The organism is Runella limosa DSM 17973, assembly GCF_000482465.1.
Lineage (GTDB): Bacteria > Bacteroidota > Bacteroidia > Cytophagales > Spirosomataceae > Runella > Runella limosa.
In genome coordinates, this window is record NZ_KI519425.1 from 98,516 (window position 1) to 124,938 (window position 26,423).

Sequence of the window (26,423 nt, forward strand, 5' to 3'; positions counted from 1 at the left end):
ATACACGAAAAAGAAAGAACCATGAAAGAAATACTAAGAGCAGCCCTGATTACGGGAGGAACGAAAGGAATTGGCCTAGGAGTAGCCGAAATGCTCATCAAAGAAGGCTACAAAGTGGCCATAACGGGACGCAACGCAGAAACTGTAGAGGCCGTGGCTGCAGAGCTTAATCAACTGCAAGAGGGGGCAGCGCTGGGAATCGTAGCCGACGTAAGAAACTTTGATTCTCAGCAAGCGGCGGTGAATCAGGTGTTGGAAAAATGGGGGCGCCTCGATGTGCTCGTTGCCAACGCAGGGGTGGGGCATTTTGCTCCCATCGAAACGCTGACCCTCGAACAATGGCAAGAAACGATTGACATCAACCTCACGGGCGTTTTTTACAGCACCAAGGCGTCGTTGGCCGCCCTCACCGCATCGAAAGGCTATTTGATTACGATTGCGAGTTTGGCAGGTACCAACTTTTTTGCCAACGGCTCGGCCTACAATGCTAGCAAATTTGGCTTGGTAGGTTTTACGCAAGCGGTGATGATGGACGTGCGTAGCGCTGGTATCAAAGCAACGACCATTATGCCAGGTTCGGTAGCGACGCATTTTAATAATCATGAGCCTTCCGAAAAAGATGCGTGGAAAATTCAACCCGAAGACATTGGGCAAATTGTGGTGGATTTGTTGAAAATGAACCCACGCACCCTTCCAAGTAAAATCGAAGTTCGCCCTACAATGCCGAAATAAGTAGTGATTCGGGTTTCTAATAAGTAGTGGCTCGGGTTTCTCAAAACCCGAGTAAAGGTTGCTCACAACCCACTCCTTAGAGAATAGCCCCCACAGATTTGCCCAAAAATGAGGAAAATTTTCCCCGTTTTTGGGCTGGTTTTTTTCTTAGAACAAGTGGAATGAGGTTTTTGAAGGAAAAGTACAACCACAAAAACTCACTCACAACCATGAAAAGAAGTGCTTATTTCCTCCTAATAATTGCCTTGATTTCAACAGGAAGACAGGCAATTGCCCAAGAAAACGTCTCTTTTGGCCCGATTGTCGGGGTAAATTTTTCGAGATTGACCAATCACCCTATTTATAACGACTGGAAAGTCGGCAACTCGGCGGGTATTTTTATCAACTACAGCGGAGAAAGCCGTTTAGGAGTCAATGGACAACTTTTGTATTCAAGAATTGGAGGCGAATCGGGGAACGGAGCCTCAAAAGGCCACCTCGATTACATTCAAGTACCCATCATGGGAACATATTATCTCAATGGCCGTGGCAACGCGCTTCGTCCCAAATTGATGGCAGGGCCTTACGTTGGATTTTTGGTCAAAGCCGTCAATGAAAGCAACGTAAATATCAACCCCGAAGGCGCGGCGCGGGCTTACAAAGGCGTAGATGCGGGAGCGGCTTTGGGCGCAGGGCTCAACTATTCCATCAAAAATAAAGTATGGCTCAACGCCGATTTGCGCTACAACATTGGCCTTACCAACGTGATGGCGAACGCTTCGGATGTACACAACCGCTCTTGGGGACTCAACGTCGGCGTAAGTTTTCCACTGGGTAACTATTCTCCAAGCACAGGAAAGTTTAGATAGGTTAGGTTTTATATAGTGGCTGAAAATGACCCGTAGGCAGGCGATAAGCCCACCTACGGGCATTTTTTTATTCGTCTTTTTTAGCAATTGTTTTGGAGGTATCCAACGACTGAGCCAACTTGACCAAGCGCATAAATTCAGCGCGATAGCCTTCTGGGTCTTTGGAAATAGCTCCTTTGGCAAGGTCAATAACTTGACCATAAGATGCTTCCCCTTTAAACTCCGAGCTGCGGAGCAATAGTCCCCATTCGGCTACCGATGCCGCAAAACGGAAGTTGTTGGAGGTGTTGGCCAAAGGTATAGTTGCATTACGCACAGGTACTTCAAAAAGGCGGCTTGTCTCGCTATCGGGTTGTTTGTAGCGAAGTTTGATGGTCACCAGCTCGTCCGAAGAAGTGGTCACTTCCGCACTTTTTTGGTATTTTAGGTCATCTACCTTATTCAAATAAGCGCTTTCCACTCCCACAGGAATGATTTCGTACAAGGCTGTCACGGTATGACCGCTGCCCATTTCGCCCGCGTCTTTTTTATCATCGTGAAAATCTTCGTTGGCAAGCACTCTGTTTTCATACCCAATCAAGCGGTACCCTTTCACGAATTTCGGATTGAATTCTAACTGTAATTTTACGTCTTTCGCCACGGTAAAAAGTGTCCCGCCGAATTCGTGTACAAACACTTTTTGCGCTTCTTGTAAATTGTCGATGTACGCATAATTTCCGTTTCCTTTGTCGGCCAAGGTTTCCATTTTATTGTCTTTGTAATTGCCCATTCCAAAACCTAACACACTCAAATACACCCCACTTTTGCGTTTTTCTTCCACCAATCGTTGAAGTTCGCCCTCGCTCGAAACTCCGACGTTGAAGTCGCCATCGCTGGCTAGAATAACGCGGTTATTTCCTCCTTTGATAAAATGGTCTTGGGCAATTTTGTACGCTAATTTAATCCCCTCACCTCCCGCGGTTGAGCCTCCCGCTTGGAGGTTATCCAAGGCATCTTTGATGGTAGATGTCTGATTACCAGGAGTAGAGGGTAAAACAGTTCCTGCTGCTCCTGCATACACCACAATGGCCACGCGGTCGCTGGGACGAAGCTGATTGACCAATAATTTGAAGGCTTCTTTGACCAAAGGCAATTTGTTGGGCATCTCCATCGACCCCGATACATCCACCAAAAACACCAAGTTCGATGCAGGCAGGTTATCGCTAGGAATGGTTTTAGCTTGCAACCCGATGTGAAGCAATTTCAAGCCTTTATTCCAAGGAGAATCTGACAGTTCGGTTTGAAGCACCACGGGGTGTTCGCCTTTGGGCTGTGGATAGTCGTAGTCAAAATAGTTAATCATTTCTTCCACCCGCACCATGTCTTTTTGAGGAAATTGTCCCAAATTCAACAATCGGCGCACGTTACTGTAAGCCGCCCGATCTACGTCAATCGAAAACGTGGTGAGTGGGTTGTTTTTAGGATTATGAAAACCGTTTTCGTTGATGCCTTTGTACTCTTCGGCATTAAAGTCCATTTGCATGGGGGGAGGAGTACCCATCAATGCAAAAGAAGAAGCGGGTGCTGCCGCGCTTTTTGCTGCACGCTTACTGAGGCCAGTTACCACGACCTCTTGCAAAGCATCGTGAGCTACTTTGAGTTTGACATTCACCACCGAATCTTTGCCGATGGTACGTTCGACGGTTTGGTAGCCAACAAAGTTAAATATGAGCTTGTCGCCTCTGCGAGCTGCCAGCGAATACTGTCCGTTGAGGTCGGTAGTGGTGCCTTTGTTAGTCCCTTTAACAATGATTGCTACTCCTGAAATGGGAGTCAAAAGAACTTCTTCAAGGACAACGCCCGTGACTGTAACGGGTGTAGATTGAGCGCAAGCAAACAAAGTGAATACGCTTAAAATCAGACAAAAAAGATTTGTTTTCATGGTTGTGATTTGTTAGTTTCAACCAATGGATGCAATCTCTTACCCGATTCCATAAAAGTTTTTGAATTTTTTTTGTGGAATTTTCTCTATTCGCTCATCTACTGTCTGTGAGGGTGTACGAATGTAGGTATATGCTTTTTTTCTACGATGATGTTAGGGCTACGCCCCTCAAAAATAAAAAGGGGCATCGCCCTAGTATCTTGTCATTTTTCAATACTTAAAACGAAGAGAAAGACTTGTTCTTAAAATTATTTCGCCGAAAAACAGCTCTTACCGATGCAGACTACCTCTCGGAATACCGCCGAACGGGTAATCTCACCGACTTGGGCGAATTGTACGAACGCCACATGGAAATGGTTTTTGCGATATGTTTCAGGTACTTGCATGACGAAGACGACGCAAAAGACGCGGTGATGCAGGTATTTGAACAATTGATTACCGACCTTCGGACAAACGACGTTCGGAATTTCAAAAGCTGGCTGCATAGCCTCACGCGCAACTATTGCTTAATGCAACTGCGTTCTAAACGCATCATGGTAAGCGACGAAGGGCTTTTTGATGACGAAGCCTACGAGGCGCTAGTAGCTCATACACCCGAAAACAACGACGAGCTAGACGTTCAACTTGCTGATTTGGGCGACTGTTTACAAACGTTGGTTGTCGAACAACGCAAAAGTGTAGAGCTGTTTTATTTCCAACAACTTTGCTACCAACAAATCGCCGACCAAACGGGTTTTGCGTTAACAAAAGTGAAAAGTTATCTCCAAAACGGTAAGCGAAACCTCAAACTGTGCATGGAGGGCAAACAACATGGCTAAATCAAAACAACATACTCCGCCTTCGACGCACCAACTGCGCCAGTATGTAGCAGGGACACTGACTCCCCAAGATCAACACAAGGTCGAAAAAGAGGCATTGCAAAACCAACAAGTCGATGATACGTTAGAAGGACTCCAAGCCATGAAAAAAGCTGGCGTGGACGAGTCGGAAGCGCTGTTGGATGTTCGTAGGCGGCTTCAACAACGAATTTCGCCCCAAAAACGCAGGCTAGTGCCCTATTACTATGCCTCGGCCGCTGCGGTGGTCATGGCCGTGGGGTTAGGTTGGTGGTTGGTACAGCGGCAAGACTTACCCGAATCAACGGTTAAAACAGCGGCAGAGACGGTATTGCCGTCGGCTCCTGTTCCTGAAAGTGCGCCTATTTTAGCAGAAAAACAGGCCACACTTTCTGCCAAACCCAGTACCCAAAGGCTTGCTCGAAAACCAATCCAAGAACAAGTGGCCGCCGTGTCTCCCACCCAAGATGCGTTGGAAACCGAGCCCGCAGAGGGTAGTGCAGCAAGCATTGTAGAAGAAAAAAAGGCGGAGGAAGTCGCCGCTGTAGTTCCTGCGCAGGAGTTGGCCGCGAAGCCCGCGCAGGCGAAAAGTCGCGTCGCGTCGGCTCCTGCGGCGGCGCTTCCCCTCGATACGTTTACGCTACGAGGCAAGATATTGGAAGAGGAAACACGAGAAGCACTCGCAGGAAGTATCATTTCGGTGAAAGGCCGTAACCGAGGTACTTCTTCGGCTACCGATGGAACGTTTTTTCTACGAGGTGTGCGCCCCAATGACAACGTAAGTATTGGCGCTGTCGGATTTACTCCTGTCCAAATCACGGTGAAAGATTCGGTTTTAGCCCCAGTTTTGTTAAAAGCAGAGCAAAATGCACTGAGTGAGGTGGTAGTCACAGGCTATAACAAACGTGCTCAAAAGCCCAAAGTTGGTCAGACTTCAAAAGCGTATTCGGACTATATACAAGGAGAAATTGACGCTTTTCTAAAACAAAACCCCCAAAGCCCTCGCGGACGAGTAGTTGTAGCATTTACGGTCAACGAGCAAGGGGAATTAAGTGATTTTGAGAACAAAAACGGAGCAAATGGTCAGCTGTTTGAGGAGGCCGTTCGCATCCTCAAACAGGGAGAAAAATGGACTCCGACTTATAAAAAAGGTAAGCCACAATCAGAAAGAAAAACGCAGGCATTTCGGTTTTAAAGGCAATGGGAGGATTACTTCAATCTTCCCATGCCACCATCTACGTTGAGTACTTGCCCCGTAATCCAGCTACCTTCGTCCGAAAGCAGCAACTTCGCTACGGCGGCCAAATCTTGGGGTGTACCTACGCGCCCAATCGGATGGCGTTTGTTGGAAGCCTCACGTTTCTCATCGCTCGACAACAATGAGGCGGCCAGTGGCGTATCAGTCAACGAAGGTGCAATGGCATTGCATCGAATTTTAGTAGCCGCAAACTCCGCTGCCAGCGAACGAGTCAGCCCTTCTACCGCTCCTTTGGCCGTGGCAATCGACGCGTGAAAACCCATCCCCGTTTGTACAGCAACCGTGCTAAACAGTACAATGGAAGCGCCGCCTGCTTTGCGAAGTCGGGCAAGATTGGCCTGAATCGCAGCTACCGCTCCCAACACATTGACATTAAAATCGGCTTGAAAATCGGCCAACGAAAAGCGTTGGAAAGGTTTGAGATTGATGCTACCTGGGGCGTACACGAGGCCATGAAGGGTATCGGGTAATACATCAAAAAGACCTTCGATGGGCTGAGTGACGTCCCACGTAATGTGTTGACTTTGAATACCATGAGGTGCGCGGCGTGAAGCCGTAAACAACGAGGCCCCTTCGGCTTGAAGGGTTTGGGCAATGGCAAGGCCAATTCCAGAACTTGCCCCGATGATAAGAATGTTTTTTCCTTGAAATGACATTAGAAAAAGGAGTTTGCTATATTTAACTCGTAGGGCCAGTGGATGGTTTTAAGATAACTTATTTTTGAGATGAACTACTTAACTTTTGAAAACGGAGACAAAATGCCCGCCTTGGGGCTTGGGACGTGGAAATCGGCCAAGGGAGAAGTATATACGGCCGTAAAGACCGCTATTGAGATTGGCTATCGGCATTTCGATTGCGCTTTGGTGTATGGCAATGAGCAAGAAATCGGCCAGGCGTTTGCGGATGCAATGAAAGAAGGGACGGTAAAAAGAGAAGAGCTGTGGATTACGTCGAAACTTTGGAACAACAGCCACGAAAAACAGTATATTTTGCCTTCAATCAACACCACTTTAAAAGATTTACAGCTCGATTACCTAGACTTGTACCTCATCCATTGGCCTGTAGCGCTCAAACGAGCGGTAGCTTACCCCCAAACAGGCGAAGATATGCTCAGTCTTACGGACGCCCCTCTTTCAGAAACTTGGGCAGAAATGATTGTCTTAAAAGAAATGGGTCTGACCCGCCACATCGGGGTTTCCAATTTTAGCATTAAAAAACTGGAAGAAGTAACTGCCGCCACGGGCGTTCGTCCTGAGGTAAATCAGTTGGAACTGCACCCGTTTTTACAACAATGGCCCATGGTGGACTATTGCCGTCAGCACGGCATCGTTTTGACGGGTTATTGCCCCTTAGGCTCGTCAGACCGACCAGCTAATCGGATTGTGGACGGCGAACCAAAATTGTTTGAAAATGAAGTAATTCGCGCTTTGGCACAGGCACGCGGATGTTCGGCCGCGCAGTTGATGCTCGCGTGGGCCGTCAATCGGGGAACGTCCGTGATTCCAAAGTCGGTCAACGCAGGACGCTTGCAAGAAAACTTAGCCGCTGTCGACATAAAGCTGACTGAGCAAGAAATGAAAGCCATGCGGGAATTAGACTTGCAGTACCGTTACATCAAAGGTAATTTTTGGTGCTTAGAAGGGTCTGATTACACCTTGGAAAGCCTTTGGGATGAATAAAAAGTAAGCGACCGTGCAAACAACGCCACCACTACGCTCGAAAGCACAAAGTAACTAGCCAGCGCTACTGTGCCCCAAGGCAGCGTTTCTGACATTCCAAACCAGCCGTTTTGGTAAATCAAAAACAGTCCAATGGCGTTTTTGAGCGCTTCCCATGCCCAAGCGTAGGGGTTTTTGTCCATGAGTTCGGTATAGGCAAAAACGCATAGAAACAAGAAACCGCCATAGACAAAAATGTTGGGCGTGCCTATTTTAGCAATGTTGATAAAGAAGTAATTGATGAGTGCAAAAGTGAACAAAAACTGAATCCACGTCCAAGTGCGCAGTGCTACCGAAGCCTCTGGGGCGTACTTTTGGAAGTGGTACGGGTCGTCGATTTTGTAAACAGGATAACGCTCGATAACGTCGGCAGGGCGCCAGCCTGTTGGCATGAACCAAATCCGAAACTTATCCTTCCAACTGTTTGTCCGATAGGCATCTTGTATCAACAACCACAAATGTTGGAAATTGATTTTGATGGGATTCCACGTTTGAACGGGGCGAGTGATGCCATAAACAGGCGGGACGTCGGGAAGTTCTTCTTGAAACGTACCAAAAAGCTTATCCCAAATGATAAAAATCTGCCCATGGTTTTTGTCCAAATAAATGGGATTCATGGCGTGGTGTACGCGGTGGTGTGAGGGCGTCACGATGATGTGTTCTAAGATGCCCATTTTGCCAATGTAAATAGTATGGTACCAAAACTGCGCAAACAAATGCAGCGGCGCGACAATCGCAATGACTTTAGGCTCTACGCCCAACAAGGCTGCAGGAAGCAAGAAAATCGTAAATAGATTGACAAACGACGAAATGCTTTGGCGCAAGGCACAGGCCAAATCAAACTCTTCGCTGCTGTGGTGAATGGCGTGTTTGTTCCAAAAAAAGTTGATTTGGTGGCTCAGGCGGTGTACCCAATAGCCCGAAAAATCGAGGGCAATGAAAGCGATTATATAGACCCAAATGGTGGACTGTACTTTGTACAGTGCCCAGTGTTCGACCATATAGCCGTAAGTCAGAATCGAAACACTAATGCCCAGCACGTCTTTGATGATGTTGGTATAGCCAGAGCTAAGGCTAGAAAGTACGTCCATGGTACGGAAAGGGTGCTTTTTTACTGCCCAACCGTATAACTTTTCGAGTAAAACTAGACCCAAAAAAATGGGCATGGCAATGAGAAGAATGCGTCCGTAGGTTTCCATTGGGTGATTTTTCTAACAAATTATGCAAGCATACTGTTTTTAATCACAAATGTAAGAAATTGTTGACTTTTTTCAAGAGTCAACAATTTCTGGACAATTTAAGCCACTTCGCCACCGCAACTACTGCCAGCGCCTGCGGTGCATCCGTAGCAGTGTTGATTGATGACGATGTCTCGTTCATTAAGTGTTTGAAAATCAAAGTCTTTTAAGTGCTTCACCGAGCCTGCCACTTTTAAATCCAGCATTTGGTTAAAATCACAGTCGAACAAGTAGCCGTCCCAGCCAATCGACAAGGTATTGCGGCACATCACGTTACTAGCCGCTACGGGATTAAAAGCATTGACGAGCTTTTCCATGTAAGAGCCGTAGTTGCCACTCACCAACAAATAGTCCAAAAAGCGACTGATAGGGATGTTGGTGATGCAAAAAAGGCTGTTGAAGTCAATGTTAAATTTGGTTTTTAGCGCTCGCTTAAATTCGCGCTCCAGCCCTGCCTGCCCACTGGGTAAAAAAGCACCCGCAGGGTTATAGACCAAGTTGAGGGTCAAGCCTGAATTTTCTTGCCCATACCCAACGGCGTTGAGGAGCTGGAGCGCTTTGATAGAGTCTTCAAATACGCCATTACCGCGTTGAGAATCAGTGCGGTTGGAGGTATAAAATGGCAACGAAGAAACCACTTCTACCCGATGCTTTTTGAAGAAATCGGGGAGGTCGTGGTACTTAGGATTGGCCAAAATGATGGTAAGGTTACAGCGAACGATGATTTTGATCTCCTGACTGATTTCGCGAATTTTCTCCACAAACCACCGAAAATGAGGGTTCATTTCGGGGGCACCGCCCGTGAGGTCAACGATTTTGAAGGGGTGCTTTTTCAAGACATCCAAACACAACTGCATGGTGTCTTGCGTCATAATCTCCTTGCGGTCGGGCCCTGCGTCCACGTGGCAATGTTTACACACTTGATTGCACATTTTTCCCACATTGATTTGAAAAATATCAATTTGCGTGGGTTTCAACGGAAACAAACCGATGGGCGCGAGTTTTTCCTGAAATAAGGGAAAGCTATGCCCTAATTTTGCCGAATCGTTCAGTACATCTAGCTGGTACTGGGTGTTTCCGAGTTCGTGTTTTTGTGCCTTGAGAGATTTGACGGGATTCATGAAGAAGTGTTTATGAGGCGAAATGGGCAAGTGTACAAACTACATCGTAACTTCTTTCGCCTTGTTAATCATTTGAGTGCTGTGGACTAAGGTAATACCTGCGGCCATGACGGCACTTACGTGTACGGCTTCCATCATTTCGTCTTCTGAGCAGCCTTTTTCGAGGGTGTCGGTGGTGTAAGCGTCAATGCAATAGGGGCATTTGAGCACGTGGGCAACGGCTAGTGCAATCAGTGATTTTTCGCGAGAGGTAAGGGCGCCTTCGGCGAATACGTCTCCGTAGTATTTGAAAAAATCTTGCGCTAAGTTTTTTGCACCAAAATCGCCAATGGCGCCAAATTTTTTAAGGTCTTCAGAGTTGTAGTACGATGCCATAGTTTAAAATGTCTGGGGTGTTTACTTATTTACGCAAATAGAGGGGTTTTGGTTTTAAAAACTAGAGAAATGCAATGATTTTCGAGAAAAAATGGTTAATTTGAGTAGAAGTATGAAAAATATGAAGAATAAGTCACAGAAAACGCGTAGCCCTAAAAAGAAACAAGGGGGACGTACGCACCGACAAATAGTCTCGTTTTTGGATGAACTCAAATCCGAGATTGCTACTTTTTTTGAAATCAATACCGAGCAGCCTTTTGAATTGCATGAGCTTCACAACCATTTTGATGCAGAGGATTCAAAACTTCGTCTTATTTTCAATGGATTGCTCGATGAGCTTGTCGAAGAAGGGAAAGTAATTAGAACCAAAGAAGGGTTGTATGCGACCAACGAAAATGCGAATGTGTTTATCGGGAAAGTCGAACACGTCAATAAAAATTATGCCTTTATTGTACTGGATACCCAGAAATCAAGCGAGCAACCTAAGTTAGAAAATACGGATATTTGGGTGGATTCCGACGATTTACGCGGAGCGATTGATGGCGATACTGTTCGGGTAAAACTTTTTAGCGAATACCGAAGTGGCCGCCGCCGCGAAGGCCGAGTGGAAGAGATTTTAGAGCGTGGACGGGTCGAACTGGTGGGTGAAGTCGAACTTTGGCCCAAGTATGGTATCGTGGCTTTGGACAACCGTCGCATTTATGACGATGTGTATATTCCTGAGCCCAAACTCAAAAATGCGCAAGACGGAGACAAGGTGCTGTTGAAAATTACGCAGTATCCAACCCGCTCGCGGCGTATGGAAGGAGAAGTGCTGGAAGTATTAGGAAAAGCAGGCACCCACGAAACCGAAATGCACGCGATTTTGGCCGAATTTGGGTTGCCTTATAAATTTCCTGAAGATGTAGAAGCGGAATCAAATGCGATTTCGGAGGTAATAGAAAAGGACGAAATAAAGCGCCGTCGTGATATGCGGGAGGTGACAACGTTTACCATTGACCCTGCCGATGCCAAAGACTTTGACGATGCACTTTCGGTGCAGTTGTTGGAAAATGGTCATTTCGAAATCGGGGTTCACATCGCTGACGTTTCCCACTATGTACGTCCTAACACGGCGTTGGAGCGGGAAGCGTATGCGCGTGCTACGTCGGTGTATTTGGTGGACAGAACGGTGCCGATGTTGCCCGAAAAATTATCCAATAACTTGTGTTCGTTGCGGCCTAATGAAGATAAGCTGACGTTTTCGGTGGTGTTTGAGTTAAACGAAAACGCCAAAATCGTCAACGAATGGTTTGGCCGTACGGTGATTCATTCTGATAAGCGTTTTACCTACGAGGAAGCGCAAGACGTACTCGAAGCGACTGCGCGCGGCGAAGAAGCAGCAGGGCCTTTTGCCAAAGAATTGACGTTGCTCAACCAGCTAGCGTACAAGCTCCGCGATGAGCGTTTTGCCAAAGGAGCGGTCAATTTTGAAACCACTGAAGTGAAGTTTAGGTTGGACGAAAACGGCAAGCCACTGGGGTTATACACCAAAATCCGCAAAGACGCCCACAAGCTGATTGAGGAATTTATGTTGTTGGCCAACAAACGCGTACCCGAATACATTTACCGAAAATCGAAAAATAAGGAGCAGCCCAATACCATGGTGTATCGGATTCACGAGGAGCCCGACATGGAAAAGCTACGGATGTTTGCGGCCTTCGCGGGTCGATTGGGTTATAAAATGAAGCTCGACGACGAAAAAGTAGTGGCAAAGTCGCTCAATCAATTGATGTCGGATTTGGAAGGGAAACCCGAACAAAATGCGCTCGAACAATTGGCGATTCGAACCATGGCCAAGGCGCGATACAGCACCGAAGATGTTGGCCACTTTGGCTTGGCGTTCCGTCGGTATTCGCACTTTACTTCGCCCATTCGACGCTATCCCGATATGATGGCGCACCGTTTGTTGCAGCATTATCTGGACGGAAAACCATCGCCTGACCGAGCCGAGTATGAGCCTGCTTGTAAGCATTCGTCGTCGAGGGAGCAATTGGCTGCCAATGCCGAACGGGCAAGTATCAAGTACAAGCAAGTGGAATTTATGGCCTCGATGGACCCTGAGCGCGTTTGGGACGGGATTATTACGGGCGTTACTGAATTTGGCTTGTTTGTCGAAATTACCGAAACGGCCTCGGAAGGATTGGTCAGAATGAATGACCTAAACGATGATTTTTATGAATTAGACAAAGAAAACTACCGATTGGTAGGAAAGCGCACGCAGCGTTTTTACACGTTTGGAGATACGGTAAAAGTAAAAGTCAAAGACACCAATATTTCGCGTCGAAGTATGGATTTGACCTTGGCGGAAACTACTTCCAATGTCGTTTCTGCGTTGCCTGTGCGTGGCCGTGGTAGAGGAAGTGTGAAAGAAAAACGCCCTCGTACCAAGGAAAAGCGCCGCAAATAACCTCTAAAAAGAGCCCTGCCAAGTTTTTGAAACTTGGCAGGGCTGAGGTTGCATTATTTTTAACGTTTGGAACAGTTTGCGTCGGAGACGCTGGGCCTTGTTTCGCCCCGAGCTGTAGCTCGGGGCGAGCGAGCTTTTAGAAACCTTCTTTCTCTTCTTCCTTCTCTTTCTTCTTCGTTGGGGTTTTGGCAGGTGGTGTTTGCGCTACTTTGGCACCAGGTTTTGCTTTAGGGTCAGTAGCTGTCGTTTTTGCTGCCGTTTTGGTATCTTTTGCTTTTGAATCCGTTGTGGCTTTGGCGTCTTTTGTCGCAGGTTTGGTACTCTTATCCGCCACTTTTACTTCTTCCTCCTCAGGCTCTTCGGCAGGTGTCGTCGTTGTTGCTTTTTGTGCAGCGGTAGGGGCTGATTTTGATGCAGTCGATGGCGCAGTGGTTTTCGCAGGAGCACCTTTGGCAGGAGCTTTGGTGTCTTTGGCCAGTGGTTTTTTCACTTTTGGACGGTAATAAGCCGTAAAACGATCCACAAACAAATCACGTTCTTCAAAGCCAATTGGCAGAATAGAACCGTCCTTTTTGTCTTTGGATTTCACCGAAATCAAATCGTTTATTTCTTGCACCGACGAGACCATTGCTAGCTTGTCTTGTTGCCAATCAAAATAGTACCACACATCTTCGGAAGCTTCGATGTAGATACTCACTTCGTCGCCACGGGCATTTTTGCGAATCTCCACCATACCTTCTAGCTCGGCGTTGATGTCGGTATTGCCAAGGTTGGAGACCCCAATTTTGCCCACACTATAAAACGCATTTTGAGGTGCCGACCAGCGAAGATTGACATTTGATAAAACGAGTGTACTGTTGAATTTAGGCGAAGCATCAAACAGTGGTTTGTAGGCAGCAGCACTGCGACTGATGTAGCCGTCGGTGGCTTTGCGGCCAATGAGGGCGGCCAATTTATTACCCAAACGCTCGATACTTGGTTCGGCAGGGTCGCTGTTTTGTTCGTCTAAGTTGGTTTGAACAAGGTTTTCGGCCGCTTTGGTAATAATCTCACGGTTCGCAGGGAAGTTGAGCGACATGAGGGTATTGAAACGGTACGTACTGCTGTCGATGTTGGCCTGCACTCCCCCCGAAACCATGAAGAGCTGTTCGGCTTCCTTGGTGCTGCGGTCGTTGATGAGGCTTATTTTACCTGAATAAGTAATGGTGCCTTTGGTATCGTTGAAAGTATAAGCATTTTCTTCGTCCACTAGCTCATCGGCGGTTTTGGTTTCAGGCGTCACGCGGAACGCTTTTAGCTTATCATCAAAGCGTAAAAGTCCGTAGGCTTCAAAGATAATTTGATCGTTGCGTGCTTCTTTCCCCGATAAAAATGTTGGATACAATCCATCAGTACCTGCCCGATAATGCAACCCAACCGAAATAGGCATATCTGCTTCATTTTTGAGGGCAGGTGTTACTTTGAGCGCTACGTCTTTGGTAGGGGTTTCTTTAAACGGGATCCATGAAGCGACCAAATCGGGACGTTTTTTGAGAATGGGTTTGACATAGCCATCAAATTGCAGGTTCGGTTCGGGGGCAAGCATGGTCATAGCTCCTTTGTATTGAAGGCGAGGAGCCGCTACAAAGTTGTCGAGTTCCACAATTTCTGCCTTGGCCACGGTGTAAGAAGTTTTTTCTTTGGAAGGCGCTGTGCGGTTGCTGCCCGACGACGCTGCTACGCCTTGGCGCAGGCCAAAGTTCCCCATCTTGACAGGAATGGTGTCGTTTGAAACGGTCGTGTAAAGATAGGTAGCGTCGCCCGTAAACTTCGTGCGTGATTCAATCTTGATGTTACCGTTTTTGAGGCGGTGGTATTCGTTGAGCGTATCAAGTACCAAACGCGCATTTTTGAAAGGTGTCATTTCGCCGTTGCGGTGAATCACCACAAGCCCTTTGTCAGGCAATACCTTCGCATCGGCCGATTTGATAAACGGTACGCCTCCGATATTGAGGGTCATTTTTTCGATTTCATACAAAGCCGAAGAACCGTTAAATGTCAACCCTGCTTGTTCGGGAGCAATGGAGGTAAAGGTGGAGGTGGCCACGTCGCCTTTCATGGCAATGGTTTTGGCGTTGATGTTCCACTGGGCACGGTTGATAGAGGTTTGGTACGACGCAAATGGGAACTCCATGAGTGGGTTTTCCAGCGTATTTTTACTGGTCGAAATACCGACTAATCCCTTCACAAGGTTAAAGTCCACGTCCACGTTAGAGCCTAACAACACAGGGCGGGTGGCATTGGTGGCCGATATAATTTTGTACTGCGATTCGCCCGCAAAGAACCCTTCTTTGTTAAACTTAATGTCCTGAGAAGTCAGTTCGGAGTCGTCGCGGCGAAGTAGCCCTTTTCCGTAGAGTCCTGTTGAGCGAAGCACAATTCGCCCGTCTAGCTTGGTTGTTCCGTTGTAAAAATTAAAAGTATTCCCTTTGGTGGTCAACGACATACTGTCGGCTTTGGGCGTCCAGCGCAGAGTGAAATTTCTCAAATCCACCCTAGGGAAATATGCTTTGCCGATGGTCGCTTCTTTGACTTCGGCCTGTGCCCCATTGGCCACCAGTGAATCTGACATAAACAAGAGGCTTTCGGTTGGAATGCGCGCACTCAAGTGGGTAATTTCGCCTTGCGAACGTAACCCTTGTTTGTCCATCACGAGTTCTTTGGTAAACTTCACGACGGTATTGGTGCCATATACTTTGTAGCCCGTAGCAGGTGGGATATACTTGAAACCCAGTGAGTTGTCGGGCATGGAGCGGAGTTCGGCTTGGAAAGTGGGGAAAATTCCGTTGGAGTTGAACGTCCCGATAAATACAATGTCTTGCAGACCAAGGCTATCGTAGTCGAGCGACGGGATTTTAAAGAAAACTTTGCGGTCGTATTTGAAATTTCCACGGTCAGGCTGGTCAAAATAAACCGTCATCCCTTCGGGTACGTGCAAGCGGGGGAAAACGGAGTTTTTACGCCCGCCTGATTTGTTGCTGGGGTCGTTCAGATAAATACGTCCTGATTTTTCATATACAATATCGCCGCCCACTTCGGTGTTGCTTCCTTTGTCGTAGGCTGTTTTTGGTACAAAAGTGATGTTGTCAATTTTATTCAAATCGACAAAAAACTTGTCGTAATTAAACATCAAATCGCGGCCATTGAAACGGAAGTTGGCCGAAACCAACAAACCATTCATGCGAAAGTCGCGGTTTTTGAGCACCCTGATTTCTTTGTCCGAAGGCGAAGCGACAATTTTGAGCGAGTCACTAATGGTAAATTTATCAACTCCTCTAATGGTCAGTATATTGTCTTTGAGGTCGATGCTGGCGTTGGCGATGTCGTTGTTGGCAGGGTACAACGACGAGACTCTGAAGTTGTCAAAATCGGTTTGTTTGTTGTTGGCCATCACGTACAAAGCTCCTTTGTTGGTAAAGCGGAAAAGACCAGTTTTAGGGTCAATGGACAAAAATCCGTCGTAGTACAGTTGCATAAAAGCCGAGCGAACGGCGTTCATATCGCGTTTGAAAAACTGCGCAACTTCTTCGGGGGCAAAGCTGGTGACTTTTTGTTTGGTAACGTAGTTAGACGCCATTTGCAGCGGATGAAAACCCGACTGCTGGTTCATGGCACGGAAGCGTTCGGGTTTGAAATAGCTAAACGATTCGAACGAAATGGGAACGACATTTTTTCCCGAAATGCGCAAAAACTCAATTTGATTTTTGGGAAAATTCCAGCGAAGCATTTCCGCGTCGATGTACATTTTGTGGTACGAATCGGAATAAGGCGTATAGTGAAAGCCTGATTTGACCGAAGCAGGTTGCGTTTTGACTGTCCCCGTGGCCTCGCTGTACGAAAGCTGAACGCCAGGGTGATGCAGTGAATCAGTGCCCATGTAGCTAGTGAAGGTAGCGATGGGAGAGGTAATCAACGAATCTGTGATGTCGAAGTGGCGGCTGCTCGATTTGAACGCTAATTTTCCGTTGTAATTGACCATCACCGTTGAAGGAGATTGGCTCAATGAAGCGCTGGTCATTTTTTGACCCACCAACGAAATCCCCCCTTGGTACAAGATGTTTTTGCTCAATCCCTTGATTTGGGCGTCGTTACGGTACGAAATAAAACGAGGATAGGGCGAAGGTTGGCCTTTGGTGCGGCGTTTGCTTTCGTATTCAAATACCCCTTCGACGGGAGCGTTGAGTTTGGCGCCGTACTGAAGTTTGGCGTCGTCGGTTACGAGTTTAGGAAGGCTCACGTTGAAGCTGTAGGCACTCAGATTGACAAAAATATCAGGAGTTCCCGCTGTTTCCCACGTTACTTTTCCCCCCATACCTACCCAATTTCCTTCGCGAATGGCCAATTTTCCGCTGGTCTGGACGATGGGCACTGAATCGTTAGCGGTGAGCATCACGAGGTTGGTATTCTTAAACTCCACAATCGCCCCTGATAGGTCGGGGAGGAGCTTTTTTTCGTAGGCAGGCATGACTGTCATCACATTTGCGGTATCCGTGACTGCTCCCCAGCCGTCGTTTGCCGCACTATTTTTTGCTGCTTCTACGGTCTTGATAAGTTCAGCATTGGCGTCACTGAAGCGAAAGCTGAAAGTACCTTCGAAGGCGTAAAGGCGATTGAAGTTTGAGGTATAAATCAGGCGATTTTCGAACAGATTGCGTGCTGTCTCAAAATACTTTAAAGTCGCTTTGGTATCGTAGGCTTCTAGTGCTTGGGTGGTGGTAGTTAGGTAGCCATCTACTTCGTTGGGGGCTGCGTGCGTTCCGTTGAATGCCGCGTATAGTCCATTGAAAAATTGCTCAAAATGAGGTGTCGTAGGTTTATATCCTTTGGCCACCATGCGTTTGGTGAGGGTAACGATACTTTTTTGGTGCGCTTGCGTCAAACGACTGTCCAACCAAAGGGTTTCGAGGTTTTTGGCGGCTTTGAGATAGGTAGGGTTGCCGCTTGCAGCCATCATTTTTTGCACGTCGGCTATAAACTGCGCAGGGTCGTCAGAAAGTTTGACGACTTGAGCGTGAAGAACCAACCCTGTAAGCCATAAAAAAACGATGAAGTAGGGCGTAAAACGTTTCATAGTATCTGCGGAATTTGTCGAAACCAAAACTAGGTATAGAACTATCAATATATCTATTTAACTCAATTTAATTCAAAATTATTTCAATAAAGCGCTATGTCCGAAGATTTTCTGTACTTCTTGTGGCAGTTTCAGTATTTTGACGCTGCTCACCTCACAACTACGGCGGGAGAATCGCTCCAAGTACTGGCCATTGGACAACGAAATGCCCACGCAGGCCCCGATTTTATCAATGGGCGTGTCATAGTAGAAAATATCGAATGGGCAGGAAGTATCGAAATGCACTTGAGAAGCTCAGACTGGCACCGACATGCCCATACCACCGACCGTGCCTATGAGAGCGTTGTTTTGCACGTGGTTTGGGAAAACGATGCAGATATTTGTCGGCACGATGGTACGGCAGTTCCTACGTTGGCCTTAAAAGATATCACCTCACCCAAACTGCTGCACAAATATCACGTACTGATAGGAAGCAAAGCAACGATTCCGTGCGAAAATCAATTGGAAGCTGTTTCGGACTTGCAAAAACGCATGATGCTCGACCGCGCGGCTACGCAGCGTCTTGAGCGTAAAGCGCAGGGCGTATTGGAATTGTTGACCCAAAACCACCAAGATTGGGAAGAAACGACGTATCAATTGTTAGCCCAAAATTTCGGTTTTAAAGTCAATGCTGAACCGATGCTTCGGCTGGCGCAGGGCTTACCTCTCAAAATTCTTCACAAACACCGCGATAGCCTTTTTCAATTGGAAGCCCTGCTCTTTGGACAAGCGGGACTTTTGATGCCCGCAGACGAATACGCACTGTCTTTGCAGAAAGAGTACGCGTTTTTGGCGGCAAAATATAGTTTGAAATCCACCCAACTACAGGCCCACGAATGGAAGTTTTTGCGCTTGCGTCCTGCCAATTTTCCAACGGTTCGGTTAGCGCAGTTGGCGGCGTTTGTTCAGCAACAACCCAGTCTATTTTCCCTCTTTATTCACGGTGAAAATGTTAAAAAATTGGAGGAAGTACTCCGCGTCAAGCAGTCGGCCTATTGGCAGACACATTATCACTTTCAAAAAACAACGGCGGCGAAAGTAGCTACCCTAGGAAAAGCATCGGTCGAAAATATTGTTGTCAATACGGTCGTTCCTTTATTAGCAGCTTATGCTGAAGCAAAAGATAATCTAGATTTTATGAGCAAAGCAACGGAATTATTGGAACAACTTCCTGCCGAAACAAACCATCTCATCGACCTGTGGCATCAGATGGGGGTAGAATCAAAAACAGCCTTTGATTCCCAAGCTATTATCGAACTCTATACCCATTTTTGTGTAAAAAAGGGATGTTTACAATGTGCTATTGGTACATCGTTGCTGAAATCTCCCTGACCGTTAGATAAATACTTAGATTCTTTTTAAACCAAACACTTACTATTTTTGTATTCTTTAAAGTTGTAAAACTATACAAGCCCCCATGTATCGCCACCTTTTTCCTTCCTTTTTGGTCAGTGCGAGTTTTTGCGTAATTGTTGCATTTCGAGACAACAGCGAATTTGTCTCGGCTTTTCAAAAAATTAACAACGAAACCCTGAAAAACAGCCAAGCGTACGAAACCCTCGGCGATGCTACTTCGACCATCGGACATCGTCTGACGGGAAGTCCGAACGGAGCCAAGGCAGAGCAGTATGCCTTCAATCTTCTCAAAAAATATGGCTACACAGATGTTAAGTTCCAATCCTTTGAGGTAGAATCGTGGATGCGTGATACTGTGACTTTGGATGTAGTGCCCAATAAAAGTGATAATTTCAGGACGGTGCCCGTGGTGGCGTTGGCGCATTCGCCCGTTCGTGCCAAAGTTAGCGGGGCGATTGTTGACGTAGGCAATGGCTTGGAAGAAGATTTTGAAGCGGTCAAAGACATTATCAAAGGCAAAGTAGCACTCGTAAATATTGGCTTAGTCAACGGAAAAGCAGGGCAAAAGAATTTGCACCGTTCCGAAAAAACGGCTTTGGCCATCAAATATGGCGCAAATGCGATTATCACCGTCAACCAAGTTGTAGGGAATGTGCTTTTGACAGGGACAGCCTCAGTGACGGGTGCGTTGATAGGCATTCCTGCCGTAAATATCTCGCGCGAAAGTGGCGAAGAAATTCGGAATTGGATGAAGGTGGACAACGACCTTCATGCCATTGTGGATATGACCAACGTGAGTAAAAAAATAAAAGCGCGGAATGTCATTGCCACGATTCCAGGCAAAAGCGACGACAGAATCGTGATTGGAGGACACCTTGATTCGTGGGATTTGGCAACAGGCGCAGCCGATAACGGCCTAGGATCATTTACGATTATGGACATCGCTCGTACGTTTAAAGCCTTAAAAATCAAGCCTAAACGGACAATTGATTTCGTGTTGTTTATGGGGGAAGAGCAAGGCTTGTTAGGATCGCGGCAGATGGTGAAAGAATTGGCCAAGGCCAAACAGTTGGAGAAGGTCAAATTTATGATGAATCTCGACATGACCAACAACGTATTTGGAATGAGCGTGGGAGGGCGCGACGAACTGATTCCGTTCTTCCAAGCTGTGGGGGAGCAAATCAAAAAAGTGGACGATACCTACTCAAACATCGTTAGCAGCCGCGCAGGACTCCACTCAGACCACCAACCGTTTATGTTGGAAGGCATTCCGACGGGAGCACCTGCGGGACGTCTCGGCGCTAATGTTTATGGATGTTATCACGCTGACTGTGATAAATTTGATTTGATTAATCGCGATGAAATGGTCAATGGCGTTCGTTTTTCGGCCATGCTGCTGTATGCTTTGGCCAATGCCAACGATTTGCCCGCCCAAAAACTAGATACCTACAAAACCCGCGATTTAATGGTTGCGCAAGGGCTCAAAAAAGAGTTGGTTCTTGGCAAAGATTGGAAATGGACGGATTGAGAATGGTGCCAAGGGTTGCTCACAACCTGGAGAATTGTGCTAAGGGTTGCTCACAACCCGCCCGATAATGAACAAAGAGCAAACCTGATTCCGCAACAAATAACGCCAAATACGCTACTCAGCTTTAGAGCGTGCCAATACCCAAAATGCCCCGTAGGTGGATAACATCACGAAGGAAAATGCCAGCGTGAGTTGTAGTGCTACAGGGTTGTGTAGTAGGTTATTCCCAATATACCGAACCAACGATAGAGGGTGAGTAGCTACGTGCCAGCTATTCCATCGACCAAATCTCCCCAAGTAGATTCCATAACTTGCGACTACCAAACTCCCCCCAATCAGCAGCCAACTTGTGATTCGGCTGTAATAATCCTCCAAAAGTGCATGGATTTTTAGAACGGAATAAAAGCCCGTTAGCAATCCAGCCAAGGCAAAAGAAAAACTCATCAAAGCGTCGTACCAAATCAAATGGTCGGGAGAAGCCCTCAGGTGAATTAGGTCGGTGATAAGGTAAGGAGCATTGGGAAAAAACAACAACCAAGCTGCTGCTCCCAGTAACACGCCTCGTTGGTGGATAAAACGATGCTGGGCTAAATCTTCTACAATACAAGCAATTCCGAACGGAACCCAAGCCAGAAAAAGATTCCACGTAAGGAAAATTCCTCCAAAATTTTCGGTAAACGTAACGCGGCCACAAAGCAAAATAATGCTTATGAGCGATACCGCAGCGAGTAGATGGTTTTTGTTTTTCATGTATATTAAAAGTACTTTGAAATACAAAGTAAATTAAAAATGCCTATTTATGTCAATAGGTAAGCTGATTTTTATTTTTCTAAGAATTATGACTTAGGTCTTTTTTTAAAGAGAAAGCCAACTCAATCTTTGTCGTGATGTAGGCGAAGTAGTAAAAACGGTTATTCAAAAAATACTAAAATGTAGTCGTCGAAAAACAACCTTTGGGTTATGTGTCAAAAACAAGTATAAGCTACTTTGGGGAGATTTTTCCCCATCAAAAAAAGCGTTAAAGGTAGGGTTTTGGTGGGTACATTTGGCGTTTTGGTATGTATGCAGAGTAACTTTAATCTAATTTTTATCCTAACATTTTTTTAATTTATTACATTTGCCACCAGTAGTATTTCTTAATCTAAACTAAAAAATCAAGTATGAAACACAGGTTTACACTGCTGGCCGCAGTGGCTATGCTATTTTGTGGCCTAACGTTGTTTGCCCAAGACCGCACAATTACGGGCAAAGTAACGGCCGATGACGGTTCGGTCCTTCCAGGAGTAAGCGTAACGGTACGCGGAACAACCCGCGGAGCTACTACCGATGGCGACGGGAGCTACAAAGTATCTGTTCCTAAGGGCGCTCAATTAGTATTCAGTTTTATTGGTTTTGCTAACCAAGAAGTAAGTGTTGGTAATCAGAATGTGATTGACATTAAACTTATTCCTGATGTTTCGCAGCTTCAGGAAGTAGTGGTGACTGCTTTGGGTATTTCTCGCGACAAACGAGCAATTAACACTTCGGTGCAAGAAATCAAAGCCGATAAACTTACCGCCGCTCGTGATGCAAACGTCGCCAACGCTCTTGCTGGTAAAATTGCAGGGGTACAAGTACTCGGACAATCGGGCGCTAAATTTGGAACGCCTGATATTCGTGTGCGTGGGGTTAACACACTGACTGGTGGTAGTCCGCTTTATATGGTCGATGGAACACCAACCGATATTAATGCTGTCAACATGGACGATGTTGAAAATCTTTCAGTATTGAAAGGGCCAGCAGCAACTGCCTTGTATGGAAACCGCGCGGCAGGTGGGGTAATTTTGATTACCACAAAACGCGCTAAATCTGGTGAAGCTCGTTTAGACATCAATCATAGCACGACGCTTGATATGGTTGGTCTTCTTCCTAAGTATCAGAACGAATACGGTGGTGGTTACTCGCAAGATTGGGAAATTTTCAAGTTCAATCCTGCTATTCACCCAGCATCATGGTCGTCGTTTGATGGACACAAAATGTTGGATTATTCTGCTGACGAAAGTTGGGGGCCAAAAATTGATGGCTCTCCTCACCGTTCGGCATGGTCGTGGCAGCCTGGTCCTGAATTTGGCCAACTTACTCCTTTTGTAGCTAATCCTAACAACGTTCGTGATTTCTTTGAAAAACCAGTTAGTCACAACTCTAACATTTCTTTTTCAAAAGGAGGAGATAATTACCAAACGCGTATCTCTTATACGCACATCATCAACAATGGTATCGTTCCTAACAGTAGCCAAACGCGTGATTTTGTAAGCGCTAAGAACTCCCTCACTGTTTTTAAAGGACTAACTGCTGATTTGAATGTTAATTATTCGGCCACTAGGGGGGTGAATATTCCTGCCGATAACTACGGTTCAAGTGGTGGTAGCAACTCAACAGGGTTGGGAGGAGCTATTTTGAATGGATTTAACCAAACAATCGGTTCTTTTAACCAATGGTTTCAGCGCCAGTTGAGCATTGAAGATTTGAAAAACTATAAGAATGCTGATGGAACATACCGTAGTTGGAATATCGGTGGGCCATTAGATGCGAAACCTAAATATTGGGATAGCCCATATACTCAAGTATATGACAACACCAATAGCCGTCGGGATACGCGTATTTTTGGTGACTTTGGCCTTAACTACAAATTTACCGATTACTTAAAATTAGCTTTGGTAGCACGTCGTGATCAGCGTCAATACTTCCAAGAAGGGCGTATTGCAGCTGGTACTTTGAATGAAGGTGGTAAAGGAGGGTACTCAAACTTAGTACTTAACTCTCGCGAAAATAACTATGAGGGTCTTTTAAGTTTTAATAAAAACTACGGAAAGCTTTCGGTGGTTGCCAACGCAGGTGGTAACATTCGTTATAACCTCTCGGAATATTTCATCCAAGCTACCGTAGGAGGGCTTACTACGCCTGGTTTTTATAACATCGCGGCGTCTAAAGACCGTCCAAGTGTTTCTAATACAAAAGGAGAACGTCGTGTCAACAGTTTGTACGGAAACGTAAGCTTAGGATACAATAACATGTTCTTCTTGGAAGGGTCTTTGCGTAATGACTGGTCATCTACGTTACCTAAAGGCAATAACTCCTATTTGTACCCTTCGCTTTCGGGAAGCATCGTTTTCTCAGATTTGTTGCCTAACAGTGGTTTCTTATCATACGGTAAAATCCGTGGAGGTTATGCACAAGTGGGTACAGATATTGGCCCTTACAACACGATGTTGACGTACGGTACTGGTAACCCTTTTGGCTCTAACCCTACAATGTACCTACCTACTACGCTACCTAACGAAAACTTGAAACCAGGCTTATCGTCTTCGTACGAAGGAGGTATTGACTTGAAATTCTTCCGTAATCGCATCGGTTTAGAATTTACTGTTTATCAAAACAATAACAAGGACCAGATTATTCCTTTGGCAGTTGCTCCTACGAGTGGTTATAGCAATGCGATTATCAACGCAGGTTTGATTCGTACCAAAGGTTTGGAAATTCATATCAACGCTGTTCCAGTAAAAGGAAATAAATTCCAATGGGAAACTGATTTGAACTTTGACCGTAGCACTTCAAAAGTAATAGAGTTGGCGCCTGGCTTGACAAATTACCAACTAGGGTCGTCATGGAGAGGGCTTACTATCAATGCCCGTGAAGGTGAAGAATGGGGATTGTTCTCAGGAAGTAAAATACGTCGTAACGAAGCAGGTCAGCCAATTTTGGATGCAAAAGGTCTTTATCAGTTCGATTTGAATCAACCGCTAGGTTCTGTGTTGCCGAAATTTAAGGGTGGTTTCTTAAATAACTTTACTTATGGCAACTGGAACATGAGAGTAAACACCGACTTTATCGTGGGCGGAAAATTCTTCTCAGTTACCAAAATGTTTAATGCTTATGCAGGTTTAGCTGCTGAAACGGCTGGACTGAATGAGTTAGGGAAACCAAAACGTGACGCTGCCGCTGACGGAGGTGGTATTTTGATTGATGGTGTAGGCCCTGACGGAAAAACACCGAATACTGTTCGGGCAGAGACGCAGGCATTGTACGAAGATCGTTTGTTTGCATTACATGATTACTGGATTTTTGATCAGACATTTGTGAAGCTGCGTGAAGTTTCAATTGGCTATAGCATCCCTAAAGCGATGTTGGGCAAGGCGATTAAGTCTGTCAATATATCGTTGATTGCACGAAATCCATTATTGATTTACAGTGCTGTGGGTGGTGGTATCGACATTTCAGAAGCGGAGAGCTACTGGACGGAAGGTGGTCAGTTGCCTCCTGTACGTTCATTTGGTATCAATCTCCGTTTAGGTTTGTAATGCCAAGGGAGTAGTTTGAACTTCAGTACAATTTTCAAAAAGAATCATTTTATGAAAAATACAATTTTAAAATCAATTCTTGGGGCAGGATTATTATTTTCTGTGACTTCATGTAGTGATTTTGGCGACATGAATGTTAGCCCAAACAGCCCTGCAAATCCCAATACCGCCAGTGTATTGACGGGTGTTTTACGAAATGTGGGAGGAGCTACCACAAGTATCATCCCTGCGTTGTACGCGCAGCAGTTTGGTGATGTTACGTATATTGAGGAATCTCGTTATAAAACAGTACAGGTAGATTACAATGGGTTTTACACTGGGCCATTGAGTAATTTACAGTACATCATCAAGTTAAATACAGATGAAGCAACAAAGAGTACGGCTGCTGCCAATGGTTCGAATGCTAACCAGATTGCAACTGCGCGTATCTTGAAAGCCTATTTTTTGCAGTACATCACTGACCGTTGGGGAGATATTCCTTATTCTGAGGCATTGAAGGGGGTGAATAATTTTAGCCCTGCTTTTGATACCCAGCAAGCTATTTACAATGACTTATTTAAGGAGTTGAAAGAAGCCCAATCGCAATTTGATGCTGGCAAGACGGTAGTAGGGGATATTCTCCTAAGTGGGAATGTGGCTAAATGGAAAAAATTCGCCAACTCTTTGCGCCTAATTGCAGCACTTCGCTTGTCAAAAATAGATCCTGCTAAAGGAAAGGCAGAGTTTGCAGCGGCTTTGACTGATGGGGTCATCACTTCTAATGCAGATAATGTGAAATACGCCTATTTGTCGGAAGCAAACAACGAACATCCATTATACAACAACTACATTACAACCAACCGTAAAGATTATGCGGTGAGTAGTACTTTTGTTAATGCTTTAACAAAGTTGAAAGACCCTCGCTTGTCAGCAATGGCCGAGAAAAACATCAATGGAGAGTATCGTGGCGTACCTTATGGCGTATTTCCTGTCAGTTGGAAAGCCCAAGATGTATCATTGGCGGCACCTTCAATTCGTCAACAAAACTCTTCTGTTAACGTAATTACTTACGCGCAAGTGTTGTTGGCACAAGCAGAAGCCGCTGCGTTAGGATGGACGACTGGTAACGCGAAAGATTTGTACGAAGCGGCAATTAAGGCATCTTTAGAGCAGTGGGGTGTTTATAATGAAGCCGATTATAAAGCATACATTGCGCAGGCAGATGTAGCTTATACGTCAGCGAAGGCTATCGAGCAAATTAGTGTACAACGTTGGATTACGTTGTTTTATCAAGGAAGTGAAGCATGGGCCGAATGGCGTCGTACTGGATTCCCAGTGTTAACACCAGCCGCTAATCCATTAAATGGAGGAAAAGATATACCTCGTAGAATGGCTTACCCAGCAACTGAGTCAACCCTTAATAAAACCAACTACAACGCAGTGGTAGCAAGACAAGGTAAAGACGATCAGTACACGCGTGTATGGTGGGATAAATAACCATTGACCGAGTACCAATAAAAAGCAACAAGAGCTGCCTAAAAAGTTTTTTGCCTGATACAAAGGTGAGGAACTTTTAGG

General features: G+C 45.9%; 17 protein-coding genes. 10 read left to right on the top strand and 7 right to left on the bottom strand.

Annotation, left to right across the window (positions count from 1 at the left end):
* Window positions 1-21: 21 nt before the first annotated feature.
* Window positions 22-732 (top strand): SDR family oxidoreductase, encoded by a 711-nt coding sequence (locus K339_RS0123620; RefSeq protein ID WP_028525814.1) that lies wholly within the window; start codon window positions 22-24, stop codon window positions 730-732.
* Between the two features lie 209 nt (window positions 733-941).
* A complete protein-coding gene (locus K339_RS0123630; RefSeq protein WP_028525815.1) occupies window positions 942-1,580 on the top strand; it encodes a porin family protein in 639 nt (212 codons plus the stop codon).
* A gap of 67 nt (window positions 1,581-1,647) precedes the next feature.
* Here the strand turns inward: K339_RS0123630 and K339_RS0123635 are convergent, their stop codons facing one another.
* Complete coding sequence (locus tag K339_RS0123635; RefSeq protein ID WP_028525816.1) at window positions 1,648-3,501, bottom strand: vWA domain-containing protein; 1,854 nt, start codon at window positions 3,499-3,501, stop codon at window positions 1,648-1,650.
* Between the two features lie 236 nt (window positions 3,502-3,737).
* Between K339_RS0123635 and K339_RS0123640 the strand changes: the two genes are divergently transcribed.
* Both K339_RS0123640 and K339_RS0123645 read left to right on the top strand, forming a co-directional pair.
* Window positions 3,738-4,319: an RNA polymerase sigma factor gene (locus K339_RS0123640; RefSeq protein WP_028525817.1), complete on the top strand. Its 582-nt coding sequence runs from the start codon at window positions 3,738-3,740 to the stop codon at window positions 4,317-4,319.
* Window positions 4,312-5,532: an energy transducer TonB gene (locus tag K339_RS0123645; protein ID WP_028525818.1), complete on the top strand. Its 1,221-nt coding sequence runs from the start codon at window positions 4,312-4,314 to the stop codon at window positions 5,530-5,532. The genes K339_RS0123640 and K339_RS0123645 overlap by 8 nt, the downstream gene beginning before the upstream one ends.
* 14 nt (window positions 5,533-5,546) lie before the next feature.
* On the opposite strand, the gene K339_RS0123650 is transcribed toward K339_RS0123645, so the two are convergent.
* Window positions 5,547-6,251: an SDR family NAD(P)-dependent oxidoreductase gene (locus tag K339_RS0123650; RefSeq protein WP_028525819.1), complete on the bottom strand. Its 705-nt coding sequence runs from the start codon at window positions 6,249-6,251 to the stop codon at window positions 5,547-5,549.
* A 69-nt stretch (window positions 6,252-6,320) separates the two neighbouring features.
* Here K339_RS0123650 and K339_RS0123655 point away from each other — a divergent pair, with 69 nt between their 5' ends.
* On the top strand, window positions 6,321-7,274 hold the full coding sequence (locus tag K339_RS0123655) for an aldo/keto reductase (protein WP_028525820.1): 954 nt from the start codon (window positions 6,321-6,323) through the stop codon (window positions 7,272-7,274).
* Here the strand turns inward: K339_RS0123655 and K339_RS0123660 are convergent.
* From K339_RS0123660 to K339_RS0123670, 3 genes are all read right to left on the bottom strand, one after another.
* Window positions 7,244-8,512 (bottom strand): sterol desaturase family protein, encoded by a 1,269-nt coding sequence (locus K339_RS0123660; RefSeq protein WP_028525821.1) that lies wholly within the window; start codon window positions 8,510-8,512, stop codon window positions 7,244-7,246. The genes K339_RS0123655 and K339_RS0123660 overlap by 31 nt on opposite strands.
* Window positions 8,513-8,610: 98 nt before the next feature.
* Window positions 8,611-9,672 carry an arsenosugar biosynthesis radical SAM (seleno)protein ArsS gene (gene arsS / locus K339_RS0123665; protein ID WP_028525822.1) on the bottom strand — a complete coding sequence of 354 codons (1,062 nt, stop codon included), beginning with the start codon at window positions 9,670-9,672 and terminating at the stop codon, window positions 8,611-8,613.
* Window positions 9,673-9,711: 39 nt separating this feature from the next.
* Window positions 9,712-10,047 carry an arsenosugar biosynthesis-associated peroxidase-like protein gene (locus tag K339_RS0123670; RefSeq protein ID WP_028525823.1) on the bottom strand — a complete coding sequence of 112 codons (336 nt, stop codon included), beginning with the start codon at window positions 10,045-10,047 and terminating at the stop codon, window positions 9,712-9,714.
* A gap of 121 nt (window positions 10,048-10,168) precedes the next feature.
* Here K339_RS0123670 and rnr point away from each other — a divergent pair, with 121 nt between their 5' ends.
* A complete protein-coding gene (gene rnr, locus K339_RS34610; RefSeq protein ID WP_037301827.1) occupies window positions 10,169-12,496 on the top strand; it encodes a ribonuclease R in 2,328 nt (775 codons plus the stop codon).
* 136 nt (window positions 12,497-12,632) lie between these two features.
* Here the strand turns inward: rnr and K339_RS0123680 are convergent, their stop codons facing one another.
* Window positions 12,633-17,606: a hypothetical protein gene (locus K339_RS0123680; protein ID WP_028525824.1), complete on the bottom strand. Its 4,974-nt coding sequence runs from the start codon at window positions 17,604-17,606 to the stop codon at window positions 12,633-12,635.
* A gap of 96 nt (window positions 17,607-17,702) precedes the next feature.
* Here K339_RS0123680 and K339_RS0123685 point away from each other — a divergent pair, with 96 nt between their 5' ends.
* On the top strand, window positions 17,703-18,977 hold the full coding sequence (locus K339_RS0123685; protein ID WP_028525825.1) for a DUF2851 family protein: 1,275 nt from the start codon (window positions 17,703-17,705) through the stop codon (window positions 18,975-18,977).
* Between the two features lie 85 nt (window positions 18,978-19,062).
* The gene (locus tag K339_RS0123690; RefSeq protein ID WP_028525826.1) at window positions 19,063-20,529 is read left to right on the top strand and encodes a M20/M25/M40 family metallo-hydrolase; all 1,467 of its coding nucleotides are present in this window, start codon (window positions 19,063-19,065) and stop codon (window positions 20,527-20,529) included.
* A gap of 114 nt (window positions 20,530-20,643) precedes the next feature.
* On the opposite strand, the gene K339_RS0123695 is transcribed toward K339_RS0123690, so the two are convergent.
* Complete coding sequence (locus K339_RS0123695; protein WP_028525827.1) at window positions 20,644-21,279, bottom strand: DUF1361 domain-containing protein; 636 nt, start codon at window positions 21,277-21,279, stop codon at window positions 20,644-20,646.
* A 410-nt stretch (window positions 21,280-21,689) separates the two neighbouring features.
* Here K339_RS0123695 and K339_RS0123700 point away from each other — a divergent pair, with 410 nt between their 5' ends.
* Window positions 21,690-24,866, top strand: coding sequence for a SusC/RagA family TonB-linked outer membrane protein (locus K339_RS0123700; RefSeq protein WP_037301779.1), 3,177 nt, complete (start codon window positions 21,690-21,692; stop codon window positions 24,864-24,866).
* 51 nt (window positions 24,867-24,917) lie between these two features.
* On the top strand, window positions 24,918-26,342 hold the full coding sequence (locus K339_RS0123705; RefSeq protein WP_028525829.1) for a SusD/RagB family nutrient-binding outer membrane lipoprotein: 1,425 nt from the start codon (window positions 24,918-24,920) through the stop codon (window positions 26,340-26,342).
* The last annotated feature ends 81 nt before the right edge of the window (window positions 26,343-26,423 follow it).